Origin of the sequence: Actinoplanes xinjiangensis (assembly GCF_003148685.1) — a bacterium.
GTDB classification, from domain to species: domain Bacteria; phylum Actinomycetota; class Actinomycetes; order Mycobacteriales; family Micromonosporaceae; genus Actinoplanes; species Actinoplanes xinjiangensis.
Window position 1 is genome coordinate 1 of the sequence record NZ_QGGR01000009.1, and the last position, 15,593, is coordinate 15,593.

Below are 15,593 nucleotides of genomic sequence, written 5' to 3' on the forward strand. Positions count from 1 at the left end.
TTACCAAGAGCCCGTCTGCTATCGATGGCCGCCACGCCGACCGTTGTCACCCGTACCAGATGACCAGTTATATAGATCAGAAACAGGCTCTATAGCTCGGCTTCACTCTGTTCTACGGAAAGACGTCGAGTCAGTTGAGTGGGGGAGTTGCTCCGAGCTGCCGGCGAAGGCAATCAGCGGGTCGTAGCCTGCCGAAGGTGACGATCATGGTGGGTCGGTGACCGTTAGTTCTCGATGAAGCGAACCTTAATGATTCCTTATTATCGATCTCTGTCCGGTTCAGGCATGAATAGTAAGTCGGCTGCTTCCGAGATCCGGAAGCTCCAGCAGCAGCACCGCTGCGCCGCGAGCCGACGAGGTGAAAGTCCGTGCCCATCCCCCCAAACCGGCGGATCCGCAACACCCTGACTGTCGTAGGCGCACTCGGCTTGATCGCCGCCGGGTCCGCATCGATCGTCGCGGGGACCGCTTCCGGTGACGGTGAGGTTCGCCTGACCGCGGCTGCTCCCGGCGCTGAGCGGACGACCGCCACTGGCGCGCCTGCCGAGACCGTGGAGGCTCTACCGGACACGTCGCCGACGGCCACGCCCGCGGTGTCGAAGTCTGCCGGGCCGTCGGTATCCGCATCGGTAGTGCCGCCACGGAGCACCCTGACGACCGTCCGGCCGTCGACCCAGCCGACGTCGTCCATCAAGCGGCGGCCCCGAGTCTCCACGCCGGCGACTTCGACGCCGGCCAGCGACGGCACCGCTTCCTCCTCGGTCACGGCCGAAGTGATCCGGCTGGTCAACATCGAACGGCAGAAAGCCGGCTGTTCCGGCCTCAGCGGTGAGTCGCGCCTGGAGGCGGCGGCGCAGAAGCACTCCGAGCTCCAGGCCGCGCAGAACAGCATGTCGCACCAGCTGCCCGGGGAAGCGAGCATGGGCGACCGGGTCACCGCCGAGGGCTACCGGTGGCGAGGCGTCGCCGAGAACGTCGCCGCCGGCTACACCAGCCCCGCGAGCGTCATGAACGGCTGGATGAACAGTCCCGGCCACAAGGCCAACATCCTCAACTGCGCCTACACGGAGATCGGCGTCGGCTTGGCGAAGTCGTCCTCGGGCACCCAGTACTGGACCCAGAACTTCGCGACGCCGGCCTGACACAGCGCCACCCGCGCGGCTGGCCCCCGCGCAATCAGGCCGTGACCTGTGGAAACATAGGTCACGGCCTTTGGCGCTCCTGGTGCCGGCGGTTGGTGCGAAGGTCGCCCAGCGCCTTCGTCTGGCTGTTACTGGGTGGCGGTGTCGTTGCCGGGCCCGCCGACCAGTTTGTCGTTGCCGAAGCCGCCGGACAGGTTGTCGTTGCCGGCGTTGCCGTAGAGGGTGTCGTTGCCGTAGCCGCCGAGCAGGAAGTCGTTGCCCGCGCCGCCGTAGATGGTGTCGCCGCTGTCGGCCAGTTCGCCGTCCAGGTCGCCGCCGATCAGGTCGTCGTGGCCGGTCTCGCCGTAGATCCTGTCCTTGCCCGGTCCGCCCTCGACGTGGTCGTTGCCGCGGCCGCCGCGGAGGGTGTCGTTGCCGGAGGCGCCCTGCACGTCGTCGATGCCGTCGCCGCCGGTGAGGGTGTCCTTTCCGGTTCCGCCGAAGACCGTGTCGTCGCCGGTCCCGCCGTTGGCGGTCAGGGGGACCGCGGTGTCGTTGTCGACGAAGTCGTTCATGTTTCCGAGCGTGACGTCGAGTCCCGTCGGCTTCTTTGCGGTGGTGCACTTGACCTTGGTCTTGTCGCCCTTGACCGCCTTGCAGCCCTTGCCTGCCTTGATGGCGACCGTGTCGTTCAGGGTGATCGTCCGGCCGGAGACGGTGATGACCAGCGAGTTGGCCTGACCAGCGGCCGCGGTGAATCGGACGACGGTGCTGTTCTTCCCCACGACCTCGGCCTTGGCGGCCGAGGCGGCCTGTGCCGGCGAGGCGAACAGCGCGGTGGTGGCGGCGGCCGCGAAGCCGATTGCGGCGAGCTTCCTACGGTGGAGACTGAACATGTGAACCCCGTCCCTGGCTGCTGATACGTGAATCCTATGAGGACGGTCGATGGGGCATCTCCCGTTTTCGTGTCACACCGCGGACCCGCGACCACGGAGCACTTCGCGGAAGAGATCGGCGGCTCGGACCGGGCCGCCGCTGACGGAGGGCGCCTCGAAGCCGAAGCGGCTCCTACGCTGCTGGCAGAACCGGGCCGGATCGGGTGTCGGGGACGGCGACGGCTCACTACCGTCGGCGCATGGCAGACGTGACGTACCGACCCCGGCCTCTCTTGCGCACCCTGCTCGGCGAGGTGCTGCGGCGCCGCCGGCTGGAGCAGGAGCGGACCCTTGCCGAGGTGGCCCGGGACGCGTGCGTCTCGGTGCAGTATCTGTCCGAGGTCGAGCGCGGCCGCAAGGAGGCGAGTTCGGAGATCGTGGCCGCCGTCTGCGATTCGCTGGGCATCGGGCTGGGCGACCTGCTGGCCGAGGTGGGGCGCGACCTCACGGTGCATCGCGCCCCGGTCCTCCGGCTGGAGACGGCCCGGCTGCGTCGCGCGGCACAGGCGCCACGCGGTTCCCGGTCCGGCGATGTCGTCCTGCTGGCCGCCTGATCAGGCGGCGTTGAGGCGGTAACCGCGCGGCTCGCGCCGGGTGATGACCCGGTCGGCGAGGCCGTAGGCGACGGCGTCGGGGGCCGCCAGCGTCATCCGGCGGTCGGTGTCCTCCCGGATCCTGGCGACCGAATGACCGGTGTGCTCGGCCAGGATCTGATCCATCTCGGCGCGGACCTTGGCCACCTCCTTGGCCTCCACGGCCAGGTCCGGCAGCGTGCCGCGGGCCTGGCCGGACGGCTGGTGCAGGGTGACCTTCGCGTGCCGTAGCACCGACCGCTTGCCGGGGGTGCCGGCCGCCAGCAGCGCCGCGGCCGCCGACGCGGCCTGTCCCACGCAGGTGGTGGCGATGTCACAACGGATGAAGTGCATGGTGTCGTAGATCGCCGTCAGTGCGCTGAAGGATCCGCCCGGGGAGTTGATGTACAGCCCGATCTCCTGTTCCCCGGTGGACTCCAGGTGGATGAGCTGGGCGATCACCACGTTGGCGACCCCGTCGTCGATCTCGGTGCCGAGGAAGATGATCCGGTCCGACAGCAGCCGGGAGTAGATGTCGAAGGCGCGTTCCCCGCTCGGCGTCTTCTCCACGACGGTCGGGATGGTGTAGTGGCTCATGCGCCCAGTCCCATCGGCTGACGGGCCATCTCGGGGCGCACGTCGTCGACACTGTCGAGCACCCGGTCGATGAGGCCGTACTCGAGCGCCTCCTCGGCGGTGAACCAGCGGTCCCGCCGGCTGTCGCGTTCGACCGTGTCGATCGGCTGGCCGGTGTGCTCGGCGGTCAGGCGCAGCAGCGTCTGGCCGAGCCGCTCCAGCTGGTTGGCGTAGATCTCCACGTCCGCCGCGGTGCCGCCGAACCCGGCCGAGCCCTGGTGCATCAGGATCTGGGCGTGCGGCAGGGCGTACCGCTTGCCGGGAGTCCCGGCGGTGAGCAGGAACTGCCCCATGCTCCCGGCGAGCCCGAGGGCCAGCGTACTGACGTCGTTCGGGATCAGCCGCATGGTGTCGTAGATCGCCAGCCCGGCGGTGACCGAACCGCCCGGCGAGTTGATGTACAGGTTGATGGTGCTCAGCGGGTCCTCCGCGGACAACAGCAGCAGCTGCCCGCAGATCCGGTTGGCGATCGGGTCGTCGACCTCGGACCCGAGCACGATGATGCGCTGGTGCAGCAGCTGGATGGACAGCTGGTCGTCGACGGACCCGGTCCCGCCCGGCGTCGCGGCAGTGAATGGATGCATGGTTCTCTCCTCCGGCTCGGCCCTGCGTGCCGTCTCCACCATCGACGCGACGGCGCCCGCCGGCCAAGCCGATCTGCGGTCAGCAGATGACGAGGGAGGGAAGGAGGGTGCCGGGCTCAATCACCGGGGTTGACGGTCAGGCCGAGCAGTCGCAGGTTCTCCTGTGACGAGCTGCCCGGGTCGGCGGTGTAAAGGAAGAGCGTCTGGTCCTCGTCGCCGGGCAGTGTCAACGCTTCGTACCGCAGGGTGATCGGCCCGACCGCGGGGTGGATCATGTGCTTGGTGCCGTGGGTGCGTTCGTGCACCTTGTGGCTGTTCCACCACGTACGGAACTCAGGGCTCTTGATCGTCAGTTCGCCGACCAGTTCGTTGAGCCTGGTGTCGTCCGGGTTGCGGCCGGCGTAGAGACGCAGCGTGCCGACGACGTCGGCTGCCACGGACGGCCAGTCGAGGAAAGCGGCGCGGGCGCCGGAGTCGAGGAAGATCCACCGCGTGTAGTTGCGGTCCCGGGCCGGCAGGCGCGTCCAGTCGGTGAGCAGGGCCCGGGCGAGCAGATTCGCGGCCAGTACGTCGGTGCGCCGGCCCAGGATCATCGCCGGGTGCTCGGTCATCGAGGCGATCATCTGCTGCATGGCCGGGCGCACACGCTGTGGCGGTGTCTGCCTGGTGCGTTGCCGGGTCGGTCGCGCCAGATCGGCCAGGTGTGCGCGGGCGGCCGGCTCCAGCCGGAACACCCGCGCCAGGGCGTCGACGACCGCGTCCGACGGGGTGCTGTGGCGGCCCTGCTCCAGACGGGTGTAGTAGTCGACGCTCACTCCGGCGAGATGCGCCACCTCTTCCCGGCGCAACCCGCGTACCCGCCGCCCGGCCGTCGCGTCCGGTGCGACGATCCCGGCCGTCTCGGGGGCCGTGTTGGTTCGGCACGTCCGCAGAAAGTCGCTCAGGTCCGTGTTCGCCGCCATGCCGGAAATTATGGCGCGGTCCGTCTGCCTGCGAGAAGGGCGTGAGGGGGCATGGCGTTCCCAGGTAGCGCTGGGCCAGTTCGGACCTGTCGGCGGCGGTGGTGCCGCTCGCAGGATGGAACCTGTCGAGATCCGAACACCATGAGGAGAACGCCATGTCGCACCCCACCACCTGGTTCGTCACCGGCACGTCGCGTGGCCTGGGACTGGAACTGGTCACCCGACTGCTGCGCCGCGGCGACACCGTGGCCGCCACCACCCGTACGGCGCGGCGCCTCGACGAGGCACTCGGGGGAGTCGATCGGTCCCGGCTGCTGACCCTCGAGCTCGACCTCACCGACGAGGCGGCCGTCGCGGCGGCCGTCGACCAGTGCACCCGGCGTTTCGGTCAGATCGACGTGGTCGTCAACAACGCCGGGTACGGCTTCCTCGGCGCGGTCGAGGAGGTCTCCGACGTCGAGGCCCGGCAGATGTTCGACGTACAGATCTTCGGGGTCTGGAACGTGCTGCGGGCGGTGCTGCCGGCCATGCGGGCCCGGCGCGGCGGCCGCATCATCAACATCTCATCGATCCTCGGCATGACCGCGTTCCCGGGCTGGGGTCTCTACTGCGCCGGAAAGTACGCCCTGGAGGGCCTCACCGAGGCACTCGATGCCGAGGTCTCCGGCTTCGGCATCGAGGTCAACCTCGTCGAGCCCGGGTACACGCGTACCGATTTCCTGCGCACCACCTCTCTCGGTCTGCCGTCGACCACGATCGCCGGCTACGAGGCGATCCGGGAGATGACCGAGGCGCATCTGGCGATGCCCGGCACCCAGCTCGGCGACCCGGTCAAGGCCGCCGCCGCGATCATCGACGTGGCCACCGCCGGTAAGGCCCCGTTGCACCAGCTGCTCGGCTCCGACTCGTACGGGCTGGCGAAGGCCCGCATCGAGGCGCTGACCGCCGATGTCGAGAACGGCCGTGAGCTGGCCTTCTCCACCGACATCACGCCGGACGCGTAACCCGGTGCCATGTGGGGACATGGGCACCGCCGACCCGGCGAGCGTCCACTGTGCTGCGTTGACGGAGCGTGGAACGATCCAGTGATCGACTTCCGCATGCGGTGCGGAAAGTCCGCGTGGTGGCCAGCCGGGTCCTGAGAATGGGAGTACACCTTGCCTTTCGTACGCTCGAACGCCGTCGACCTCTGCTACGAGACCTTCGGTGATCCGGCAGACCCGGCGATGCTGCTCATCATGGGCCTCGGCGAGCAGATGATCGCCTGGCCCGACGGGTTCTGTGCGGCCCTCGCCGCCCGGGGCTTCCACGTGATCCGCTTCGACAACCGCGACGTCGGCCTCTCGACCTGGCTGGACGACCTCGGTGACGTCGATGTGCCCGCGCTGTTCACCGGTGACCGGTCCTCGGTGCGGTACGGGCTGTCGGACATGGCCGCCGACACCGCCGGTCTGATCGAGGCCCTCGGCGTGCACCGGGCGCATTGGTCGGCGTCTCGATGGGCGGCATGATCGCGCAGCTGGTCGCCGTCGAGCGGCCCGACCTCGTCGCCAGCCTCGCCTCGATCATGTCGACCACCGGCGACCGCGCGGTCGGGCAGGCCACCCTCGACGACGTCTCCGTCCTGATGCCCCGGCCCGGCGCCGACCGTGAGGCCGCGATCGCCGCGGACGTCGCCCTCTACCGCCTGATCGGCTCGCCCGGTGTCGAGATCAGCGAGGACGACCGGGTCGGCGGCGCCGCCGCGAAGGTCGACCGTGCCTACCATCCGGCCGGCACGACCCGGCAGTTCGCCGCGATCGTCACGGCTGCGGACCGCACCCCCAGCCTGCGTACGCTGAAGGTACCCACCGTGGTCATCCACGGCGAGGCCGACCGTTTGGTCGACGTGAGCGGCGGACGGGCAACGGCCGCCGCCGTCCCCGGCGCGGAGCTGGTCCTGATCCCGGACATGGGCCACGACCTGCCCGAGCGCGCCTGGGACCGGATCGTCGACGCCGTGGTGACCAACGCCGCCAAGGCCTGACCACCCAAGCGGAGCGGTCGAGGGCAGGCCCCGGGGCGAACCCGTAGATCGCCGGGTCACCCGGGGCCTCCCCGGCGCGCGTTCCGGTACCGGGACGACTGGCGCTCGCCGTGCCCGCGTCGACGGCTGGATCCGCCGATTCCTGCTACCCGATCCGTTGCCCGTCGCGCTGCATGAGCGGCAGGCGGAACGTGGCATACGTGTATTTGCCGGTGATGCGGCCGTCGGCATCGAAATGGAACACGTCCAGTCCGTGCCACTGCAAACGGCCGCCGAAGCGCAGGCGGGCGAACCATCGCAGCACCGGCATGGCACGCCGGCCGTGGGCGCCGGAGAGGTCGAGCCGGCACGCCCACCGGATCGTCGCCCGGCGGCGCTCCGCATCGATCACCTTGTCGTAGACGTCGAAGGTCATGGCGCCGTACCGCCCGGCGAACTGGGGCGCGAATTCCGCCCGGATCTCGGCCGGGCCCCGACGCTCAGGGGCGCGGCCGGGGAGATACCGGGCGTCCTCGGCGAAGAACGACATGACCCGTTCGAGATCCGGCTCCGGCTCGTTGAAGGCGGCTACGAACGCGTCGATGGTTCGTTCGAGATCGGTGCTGGTGACGGTCATGGCGGAACCATACAAGAACGATGTTCTCTTAACAACAGAACATCGTTCTCTTACTGCGGCGGGCTATGGTGAGGGCTGCCATGGACACGTCGTTTCAGCGGGCGCGGCGCCCGGAGCAGAAGAATCAGCGGCGCGAGGCGATTCTCGCCATCGCCGCCGAACTCGCACATGACTCCGGGGTAGCCCAGGTCAGCCTGGGCGACATCGCCGCGAAGGTGGGGCTGGCCAAGTCCAACATCCTGCGCTATTTCGGCACCCGTGAGGAGATCTACCTGCAGCTCACGATGCGGGAGGGCACAGACTGGGCAGCCGCGGCGGGCAGCGCGCTGGACAAGGCGAGTGGCCACCTCGCGGTGGCGGCCGCACTCACCGACGCTTACGTCGACCGTCCGCTGTATTGCGACCTCACCACGCATGCCGAGACCATGCTGGAACACAACGTGTCGGTAGCGGCCCTGAAGGTCTACAAACTCTGGGCCATCGACACCTACTTCACCGTCGGGCGGAAGATCACCCTCGCCTGCCCGCAGCTGACCGACACCGATGGGGCCTCGCTCGTGATGGCGGCCAGCGCGTTCGTCGCGAAACTGTTCCCGATCACTCGTCCCCCGGAAGCGCTGCAGCAGCTGTACGACCGGGAGCCGGAGATCGCGCGGGTGTTCCCGCCGTTCCGCCCCACCCTCCAGCGCATGATCAGTGCAACCGCGGCCGGTCTGCTCGCTGCGCACTGACGCGGCGGACGCCGGCTCCCGGTACGTGTTTCAGAGTGGGGAGCAGTGGCCCAGAAAATCTGGGTCGAAGTTGCTAGACTTTCTTGGCAGGGCCGGTTAGTGTTTCTCTCGTTGACAGCAAAGATCGTTGAAGACGCAGACGTAGCGGTTCGAGCGTCAAGTAGGGCCCGGAAGTTCGTGGCTCGCTCGGGACTGCGATGGAGTGCATGAACCGCACCCCAGTAAGTGGCAAGGCAAGTAGTGGCAAGACGAGAGCAGGCCGGGCCGATGCACGTTCGGGGCTCCGCCTGATGCAACCGAGAGTAGAAGTGGCAAGACAAGACCTTGACGTAGTTCCAGGTCAGGGCACATGCAGGTAGGGCCGATGCGCGTTTGGGGCTCTGCCTGAGAGGCAGGTTTCTGTCGTACGTGTTTGGGGCCGTGAAGTTTGCGTGGGGCTCCGACGCCGGCAGGTTGCAGTACAACAGCACAGGTAATGGAAGCAGAGGAAAGGGAGGGTTCGGCACCGTTGGATCGCCTGCCGTCAGGATGCAGTTCTGGTTCTGGGGGTGGACACCGCAGTCTCTTCGAACGTGAGGTGGTCTCCGGTCACGCGTATGCGATCCTCACACCGCGAGCCGTTGAAGTGTGCGGCCGGTGTGGATACGACAAGCCGGCGTTTTTGCCGGTAGATGGTGTAGTAAACCCGTAACCCTGGGCCCCGGCGCTTCTGCGCCGGGGCCCTCGTCACGGAGGTACCTGTATGGCCCCACCGCATGACCTGCTCGACGATGAGGACTTCCCCGCCTACACGATGGGTCGCGCCGCGGAGATCACCGGCGCCTCGCCCGACTTCCTGCGCCGACTCGACGAGGCGAAACTGATCACGCCGTTCCGGTCCGCAGGCGGGCACCGTCGTTACTCCCGCTATCAGTTGCGTCTGGCCGCACGGGCTCGGGAGATGGTCGACCGCGGCACCGCCCTGGAGGCGGCCTGTCGGATCATCATCCTCGAAGACCAGCTCGAAGACGCTCTCCGGCACCATCAGAGCTACCAGCGCCGACAGCACGCGGACGCTGCCTGATTCCATCGCCCTACGGTCCTTCTCCTGCGTGAGAGGGACCGTTTGTCGTACCCGCGACCGGCCTGGAGCGACTCCGGCCGGTGGTGCGCTGGACCGTGCGCGACTTCGAGAGGTTGCCGGCGCTGGGCAGGTCTAGCCGACCTGGTCCACGTAGGGCTCCGCGCGGCTCCCCGCTGCGGCGCATGACCAGGCGCTACCGCGGCCGGATTACTCGCTGTACAAGGTGGGAGCAGAGGCTCAGAAAATCTGGGTCGAAGTTACTAGACTTTCTTGGCAGGGCCGGTTAGTGTTTCTTTCGTTGACAGCAAAGATCGTTGAAGACGCAGACGTAGCGGTTCGAGCGTCAAGTAGGGCCCGGAAGTTCGTGGCTCGCTCGGGACTGCGATGGAGTGCATGACCGCACCCCAGCAAGTGGCAAGGCAAGTAGTGGCAAGACGAGAGCAGGCCGGGCCGATGCGGGTTCAGGGCTCCGCCTGATGCAACCAAGAGTGGAAGTAGAAGTTGTAGTCAAGACCTTGACGTAGTTCCAGGTCAGGGCACATGCAGGTAGGGCCGATGCGCGTTCGGGGCTCTGCCTGAGAGGCAGGTTTCTGTCGTACGTGTTTGGGGCCGTGAAGTTTGCGTGGGGCTCCGGCACCGGCAGGTTGCAGTACAACAGCACAGGTAATGGAAGCAGAGGAAAGGGAGGGTTCGGCACCGTTGGATCGCCTGCCGTCAGGATGCAGTTCTGGTTCTGGGGGTGGACACCGCAGTCTCTTCGAACGTGAGGTGGTCTCCGGTCACGCGTATGCGATCCTCACACCGCAAGCCGTTGAAGTGCGCGGCCGGTGTGGATACGACAAGCCGACTTAACTGTCGGTAGATGGTGTAGTAAACCCGTAACCCTGGGCCCCGGCGCGCAAAGCGCCGGGGCCCTCGTCATGGGGACGCGGGAGTTCCCTGCCGCGGGGAGAGTCACGTTTTGGTGGTTCCGGGACGGGCATGGCAGCCGTATCGGATCGCGGAAAGGACGATGATGACGATCTCCACAGGTACGCGGGTGGCATTCCTGGTCGCGGAAGAGGGCATCGAACAGGTCGAGCTGACCGCCCCCTGGCAGGCTGTCGAGAAGGCCGGTGCGACACCGGCGCTGATCTCGTTGAAGCCGGGCACCGTGCAGGGCTTCAACCACCTCGACAAGGCCGACACCTTCGACGTGGACATCACTCTGGACGACGCCCGGGTGGCGGACTACAGCGCGCTGGTTCTTCCGGGTGGCGTCCCCAACGGTGATCTCCTGCGCACCCAGCAGCCGGCCGTCGAGTTCGTGAAGGCGTTCGCCGCCGCCGGCAAACCGATCGCCGTGATCTGCCACGGCGGCTGGGTGCTCATCGAGGCGGGCGTGGTCGAGGGCCGGACGATCACCTCCTGGCCGTCACTGGCCACGGATTTCACCAACGCCGGCGCCACGTGGGTGGATCAGGAGATCGTGGTGGACGCCGACGGTTTCCCCTTGATCAGCAGCCGCAAGCCGGACGACCTGCCGGCCTTCACCGAGAAGCTGGTCGCCGCCCTCCCACAGGCGTGATGCCCGAACCCGGGCCGAGGCGGTCGGTCAGGAGTCCTGCCCGGCCGCCGGCACCGGGGCGACGGCACGGAGCTCGGCGGTCAGCCTGGCGGCCAGCTCGATCGCGGACTCCGCCGGGGGCGCCGGGGTGGGCTCGAAGAACGTGACCTTCAGCCGGGGGCGTCGCGGGAAACGGGCGATGTCCACCGTTCCGGAGACCGCCGCGCAGACGATGCGGGCCTGCGGCACAGCGTGAGCGAGGCGTCCGACACCGCTCCGGGCGCGCAGCTGCCGGCCCTGGGAACGGGTGCCCTCGGGGAAGATGCCGAGGCAACCGCCGTGCGAAAGGCACTGCACCGCGGCGTCCAGCGCGTCCATGTCCGCCTTCCCGCGCCGGACGGGGATCTGGCCCATCCCGTCGAGTACGCGGCGCAGCAGCGCATTCCGCCAGAGGGTGTCCTTGGCGAGGGCCTGGATCTGCCGCTGCCGGCGGGCGGCGAAGGCGATCACCACCGGATCCCACGCGCTGTCGTGGTTGGCCGGGACGATCGTCGCGCCCTCCAGTGGGAGGAGGTCCAGGCCGACCACTTCGAGGCGGCCCCACCAGCGCACGATCGGCCCCGCCGCCGCCATGACCGCTCGGTAGACCGGGGGGATCCGGCTGGTAGAACGACTAAGCTCCATGACTCACCCTCATCAATCCAGGCCCATGCCGTTTCACGATCGTAAACGCCGTTCCTGGGCCGGTGGTGAATGCGGCACGCAGGCGATTCCCGGGGTACGAGGAATCGTGGGGTGAACGCCGAACGGCGGCCCGCTGAACCAGTCGGGCCGCCGTTGACGAGAGATGAATCAGAGCGCGCGGATGTTCTCCGCCTGCGGGCCCTTCTGGCCCTGGGTGATGTCGAACTCCACCCGCTGGTTCTCGTCCAGGCTGCGGAAACCGCTCGCCGAGATCGCGGAGAAGTGGGCGAAGACGTCGGGGCCGCCGCCGTCCTGGGCGATGAAGCCGAAGCCCTTGTCACCGTTGAACCACTTCACAGTTCCTGTAACCATGTCTACTCCTTCGCAGGCTGTCAGGGACCGCACCGTGCGGGCCCTTACGCCGCCGCGTTGATCACCCGCGTCGGAACGACACGAAAAACGAAAAAGCGCCTGGCTGGATTATCTGAAACCCAGCAGGCGCCGAAAACGTCTATGGAAATCAAAACTGCAACTCGGCCACACTAGCACAAAATCGGTTCGGTGCCGCCGATCCTCCGCGTTCGCCCGGTAACCGACGTCACTGGCGGGGCGTTCCCGCACGAGGCGGCCGGGCACCCGTGTCGCATGCCCGGCCGCTCGGCGATGTGGCTACCGCTGGTAGGTGCGGCTGGTGGTGTACCGGACGTTGCCGGCCCGGTCGTAGGTGCGGAACCGCATGGTGAACTTCTTGCCGTACTTCTTCGGGTTGATCGCGAACGTGTAACCGGCCGTGGTGTCGGTCCGCACGACCTTGCCGTTGATCAGCAGCTGCACCTTGGCGATCCCGTACGTGTCGCTCGCCGCCGCGGTGACCGTGAACGTCCTGGTGACCTTCGCCCGGTTCCGGGGCGCCTTGGTGATCCACACCGACGGCACCCGGTTGTCGACCAGGAGGGACCGCTTCAGAACCGTCTCGTTGCCGGCCGCGTCGACGGCGTGCCAGCCGAGCGTGTACCAGCCGTCCGGCACCTCACGGCTGCGGATGGTGACCGTGCGGGAGTTCTCCTGGGCGTACGAGCGCAGGTGTCTCGGGGTGTTCAGGGAGGCCTCGAAGGAGGCGAACGGGCTGGCGTCGCGGTATCCGCTGAGCGAGACGGTGAAGTCGCCCCGGACCGCGCGGCCCGCGCTGGTACGGCCGGTGATCACCGGGCGGTCGTTGTCGACGGTCACGGTCCGGGTCACCGCTGTCACGTTGCCGGCCTGGTCGCGTACCCGGACCGTCATCGGGGTCCTGCCGTTCGGGACCTTGACGTTCCAGCGCAGATCGAGGTTGCCGCCGCCCATGAGGTCCTTCGACGCGATCGTTTGTCCGCCGACGATCAGCTCGGAGCCGATCACGTAGACGTTGTCGGCGGCGTCCACGGCGAGTTCACCGCCCTGGCCGATGTAGCCGTCCTTCCGCGGGAAGCGGACGGTCAGCCCGGTCGGCGCCCGGTTGTCGACATGGACGGTGAAACCGCCGGTCGTCAGTGAGCCGTCGGCCGTGGTCGCCCGGGTGGTCAGGGTCACCAGGCCGTCGAAGCCCGTGGTGTCCCAGTCGATGCCCCACGGCGCGGCGGTGTCCGTGCCGATCTCCCGGCCGCCGGCGTACACGGTGAGGCCGGTGACGGCGGACAGGTCCTCGCTCGGCTGCGTCTCGAAGGTCACCGGCGTGACACCGCCGACCCAGTGCCCGGCGGTACGTGCGTATACCTTCGGCGCGACGCCGGCGGCGAAGGCGGGTGGTGCGCTGACCAGCGAGGCGGCCAGGGCGGCCACGGTGACGAGTCCGGTGTGCTTCACGACATCCCCCATGATTCAGCGCCGGTACGTGCGCTTCGTGCTGTACATGACGTTCCCGGCGCGGTCGTACGCCCGCAGTTGCACGGTGAACTTCCTGCCGTACTTCTTCGGGTCCAGGGCCAGGCGGTAGGCGGCCTTCTTGTCGGTGGCCACGACCTTGCCGTCGACGAGCATCTCGACCCGGGTGACGGCGTTCTTGTCCGCGGCGGTGGCGGTGATGGTCACCTTGCCGCGCAGCCTGCTGTTGTTCGCCGGAGCGCCGGTGATTCGCAGTGTCGGCTTGCGGTTGTCGACGACCACCTTGCGGGAGATCTGCGTGAGGTTGTTCAGCGAGTCGTAGACCCGGACGGTCATGGTGGCGGTGCCGTCCTTCGCCGCCGGGTCCCAGCGCAGCGACGTCTGGCGCCGGCCGTTGATCCACAGCTCGGTGCCGGCGATCCCGCGCGGGTCGGTGGCCTCGACCCGCAGGCTCGCGCCCGCCTTGACGTGACCGTCGGTGACCGGGAACCGCACCTTGACACTCGGGCCGGTGAGGTCGGCGGCGGTGCGGTCCTTCTCGTACACGGTGACCGTGCCGGCGCCGGACCGCTTGACGGTGACCATCTGGGCCGGGGTCGGCACGCCGTTTTCGTCCACTCCGGACAGCAGGTACGAGCCGGGCGGCAGCAGGTTCGCGTTGGCCGGCATGGTGGCGGTCACGGTCGCGCCGTTCTGCCGGAACGACAGTGGCACCCGACGCTGGTCGGTGTTGTAGGAGTGGGTGACGCTGGTGGCCCGGATCAGCGACAGCGAGGTCAGCCTGCGGCTGTCCCCGAGGCCGAGCGACACCGTGCCGCCGTAGGCCAGCGAGCCGCTGATCCCGGTGATCCGCGGCCGGTTCGCCCAGCGCACCCGTCCGTCCGTGCCCTTGGTGAACAGGTACGGCGGGTAGTAGATCTCGGCGTTGAAGTTGTCCTCCGGCCCGGGCACCCCGCCGCCCACGGTCAGCACCGAGCCGCTGGGCATCAGCACCGCGGTGGAGTGGTAACTGCGGATCCGCTGCGCCCTGGCGGCGTCCCGCCACCGGCCGGTGGCGGGGTTCCAGATCTCCGAGTCGTAGGTGGAGTTGGCCGCGCCCGCCTGGGTGCCGACCCGGGTGCCGCCGTTGGCCAGCACCTCCCCGTTGGGCAGGACCGTCAGGTTGAGCCAGTTGCGGGCGAGCCGCATCGACTGGGTCGCGCTGGTCCTCGGGGTCGTGCCGTTGATGTCGACCAGGGTGGCCCGGTCGGTGGCGACCTGGTTGCTCCCGTTGTTGTACTGACCGCCGCCGGCGAACAGCAGCCTGCCGGGCGCGTACATCACCGAGGAGCCGGAGACGCCGATCGGGGCGGGCAGCGTGCCCAGCGCGGTGACCTTACCGGCGCCGGACGGGTCGAGTTTCCACATCCGGTCGTACGAGACGCCGAAGACCTTGCCGTCCGGTGCGACGAAAGCCCGCGGGTACCACCAGCGGTTGTCCCGGGCGCCGAACGCCACGGTGCTGTCCGCGCCGGTCAGCCGGGTCCACGCCCCGCTCCCGTTGCCGATCTCCGGGGTGGTGGCGACGGTCGAGTTGTCGTCGGGCTTCTGGAAGGCGTCGACGTTGTACGAGTTCCCGCCGCCGAGGACCAGCATCCGGTCGTCGGGGAGCCGGAGCACCGAGGCGTACCACCGCTGGCGTTTGAGCTGGGCGCCCATCGCCTGCGCGCCGGTGGCCGGGTCGTAGATCATGGTCGCGGTGGTGGAGTTGCCGCCCACCATCAGCAGCCGGCCGTCGGGCAGCCGTTCCAGCGAGTTGCAGAAGGCGTCGTACGAATGCATGGACGCCGTCTGCCGGTGCGCGCCGGTGCCGATGCCGGCGGCCGGGTCCCAGTCGTCGTAGGAGAATCCGCCCTGCTTCGCCTCGCCCGGTGGGGTGCCGTAGCTGACCACGTGGCCGTTGGGCAGCAGCGCCGTGTGGATGCCGACCAGCGGCCACGCCACCTGCGACGAATACGCCCCGATGAGGTGGGCGTCGGCCCGCGGGCGGACCTTGCCGAAGTAGGGATCGGCGGGCTGGTTCAGCGCGATCCGGGTGGACCCGACGGTCACCTGCGCGGCGCCGGTGGCCGCGGCGAGTGCCTGATGAGCCGCATGGTCCTGCTCGGCGGACCGGGCGGTGCCCGACGTCAGCGCCATGCCGCCCGCGACAGCCGCCGTCACGGTGGCTCCCGCCATCAGCCGGCGACCGAGACCCGACTTCCCACGAACCATTCCG

General features: G+C 68.5%; 17 protein-coding genes. 8 read left to right on the forward strand and 9 right to left on the reverse strand.

The features are described from left to right. The first annotated feature begins 368 nt into the window (after positions 1–368). A complete protein-coding gene (locus BC793_RS20750; protein WP_109594708.1) occupies positions 369–1,142 on the forward strand; it encodes a CAP domain-containing protein in 774 nt (257 codons plus the stop codon). 128 nt (positions 1,143–1,270) lie between these two features. Here the strand turns inward: BC793_RS20750 and BC793_RS20755 are convergent, their stop codons facing one another. Then, the gene (locus BC793_RS20755) at positions 1,271–2,017 is read right to left on the reverse strand and encodes a calcium-binding protein (protein ID WP_109594710.1); all 747 of its coding nucleotides are present in this window, start codon (positions 2,015–2,017) and stop codon (positions 1,271–1,273) included. Positions 2,018–2,256: 239 nt separating this feature from the next. On the opposite strand from BC793_RS20755, the gene BC793_RS20760 reads away from it, so the two are divergent. Then, positions 2,257–2,610 (forward strand): helix-turn-helix domain-containing protein, encoded by a 354-nt coding sequence (locus BC793_RS20760; RefSeq protein WP_109594712.1) that lies wholly within the window; start codon positions 2,257–2,259, stop codon positions 2,608–2,610. Here BC793_RS20760 and BC793_RS20765 read toward each other — a convergent pair whose 3' ends face one another. The 3 genes from BC793_RS20765 to BC793_RS20775 all read right to left on the reverse strand — a co-directional run bounded on the left by BC793_RS20765 (position 2,611) and on the right by BC793_RS20775 (position 4,810). After that, complete coding sequence (locus tag BC793_RS20765; RefSeq protein ID WP_109594714.1) at positions 2,611–3,225, reverse strand: ClpP family protease; 615 nt, start codon at positions 3,223–3,225, stop codon at positions 2,611–2,613. Continuing rightward, positions 3,222–3,848 (reverse strand): ClpP family protease, encoded by a 627-nt coding sequence (locus BC793_RS20770; RefSeq protein ID WP_109595233.1) that lies wholly within the window; start codon positions 3,846–3,848, stop codon positions 3,222–3,224. Before BC793_RS20770 ends, BC793_RS20765 begins: the two co-directional genes overlap by 4 nt. A 116-nt stretch (positions 3,849–3,964) precedes the next feature. Then, a complete protein-coding gene (locus tag BC793_RS20775) occupies positions 3,965–4,810 on the reverse strand; it encodes a helix-turn-helix transcriptional regulator (RefSeq protein ID WP_109594716.1) in 846 nt (281 codons plus the stop codon). A 155-nt stretch (positions 4,811–4,965) separates the two neighbouring features. On the opposite strand from BC793_RS20775, the gene BC793_RS20780 reads away from it, so the two are divergent. The 3 genes from BC793_RS20780 to BC793_RS51460 all read left to right on the forward strand — a co-directional run bounded on the left by BC793_RS20780 (position 4,966) and on the right by BC793_RS51460 (position 6,836). Next, complete coding sequence (locus tag BC793_RS20780) at positions 4,966–5,814, forward strand: SDR family NAD(P)-dependent oxidoreductase (protein WP_109594718.1); 849 nt, start codon at positions 4,966–4,968, stop codon at positions 5,812–5,814. Between the two features lie 153 nt (positions 5,815–5,967). Continuing rightward, positions 5,968–6,321: an alpha/beta fold hydrolase gene (locus BC793_RS51455; protein WP_239170237.1), complete on the forward strand. Its 354-nt coding sequence runs from the start codon at positions 5,968–5,970 to the stop codon at positions 6,319–6,321. After that, positions 6,318–6,836 (forward strand): alpha/beta fold hydrolase, encoded by a 519-nt coding sequence (locus tag BC793_RS51460; protein WP_239170236.1) that lies wholly within the window; start codon positions 6,318–6,320, stop codon positions 6,834–6,836. The genes BC793_RS51455 and BC793_RS51460 overlap by 4 nt, the downstream gene beginning before the upstream one ends. Before the next feature lie 145 nt (positions 6,837–6,981). Here BC793_RS51460 and BC793_RS20790 read toward each other — a convergent pair whose 3' ends face one another. Further along, on the reverse strand, positions 6,982–7,452 hold the full coding sequence (locus tag BC793_RS20790) for a YybH family protein (RefSeq protein ID WP_109594720.1): 471 nt from the start codon (positions 7,450–7,452) through the stop codon (positions 6,982–6,984). Between the two features lie 80 nt (positions 7,453–7,532). On the opposite strand from BC793_RS20790, the gene BC793_RS20795 reads away from it, so the two are divergent. From BC793_RS20795 to BC793_RS20805, 3 genes are all read left to right on the forward strand, one after another. After that, positions 7,533–8,183, forward strand: a complete 651-nt coding sequence (locus tag BC793_RS20795; RefSeq protein WP_158319322.1) for a TetR/AcrR family transcriptional regulator — start codon at positions 7,533–7,535, stop codon at positions 8,181–8,183. Positions 8,184–8,925: 742 nt separating this feature from the next. Further along, the gene (locus BC793_RS20800; RefSeq protein ID WP_109594724.1) at positions 8,926–9,246 is read left to right on the forward strand and encodes a MerR family transcriptional regulator; all 321 of its coding nucleotides are present in this window, start codon (positions 8,926–8,928) and stop codon (positions 9,244–9,246) included. Positions 9,247–10,258: 1,012 nt separating this feature from the next. Next, positions 10,259–10,813: a type 1 glutamine amidotransferase domain-containing protein gene (locus BC793_RS20805; RefSeq protein WP_275416232.1), complete on the forward strand. Its 555-nt coding sequence runs from the start codon at positions 10,259–10,261 to the stop codon at positions 10,811–10,813. A gap of 27 nt (positions 10,814–10,840) precedes the next feature. Here the strand turns inward: BC793_RS20805 and BC793_RS20810 are convergent, their stop codons facing one another. From BC793_RS20810 to BC793_RS20825, 4 genes are all read right to left on the reverse strand, one after another. Next, on the reverse strand, positions 10,841–11,425 hold the full coding sequence (locus BC793_RS20810) for a lysophospholipid acyltransferase family protein (protein WP_239170235.1): 585 nt from the start codon (positions 11,423–11,425) through the stop codon (positions 10,841–10,843). Between the two features lie 219 nt (positions 11,426–11,644). After that, positions 11,645–11,848 carry a cold-shock protein gene (locus BC793_RS20815; RefSeq protein WP_109594730.1) on the reverse strand — a complete coding sequence of 68 codons (204 nt, stop codon included), beginning with the start codon at positions 11,846–11,848 and terminating at the stop codon, positions 11,645–11,647. Between the two features lie 297 nt (positions 11,849–12,145). Further along, positions 12,146–13,318: an Ig-like domain-containing protein gene (locus tag BC793_RS20820; RefSeq protein WP_158319323.1), complete on the reverse strand. Its 1,173-nt coding sequence runs from the start codon at positions 13,316–13,318 to the stop codon at positions 12,146–12,148. A 15-nt stretch (positions 13,319–13,333) separates the two neighbouring features. After that, the gene (locus BC793_RS20825; protein ID WP_146246369.1) at positions 13,334–15,538 is read right to left on the reverse strand and encodes a galactose oxidase-like domain-containing protein; all 2,205 of its coding nucleotides are present in this window, start codon (positions 15,536–15,538) and stop codon (positions 13,334–13,336) included. Between the last annotated feature and the right edge of the window lie 55 nt (positions 15,539–15,593).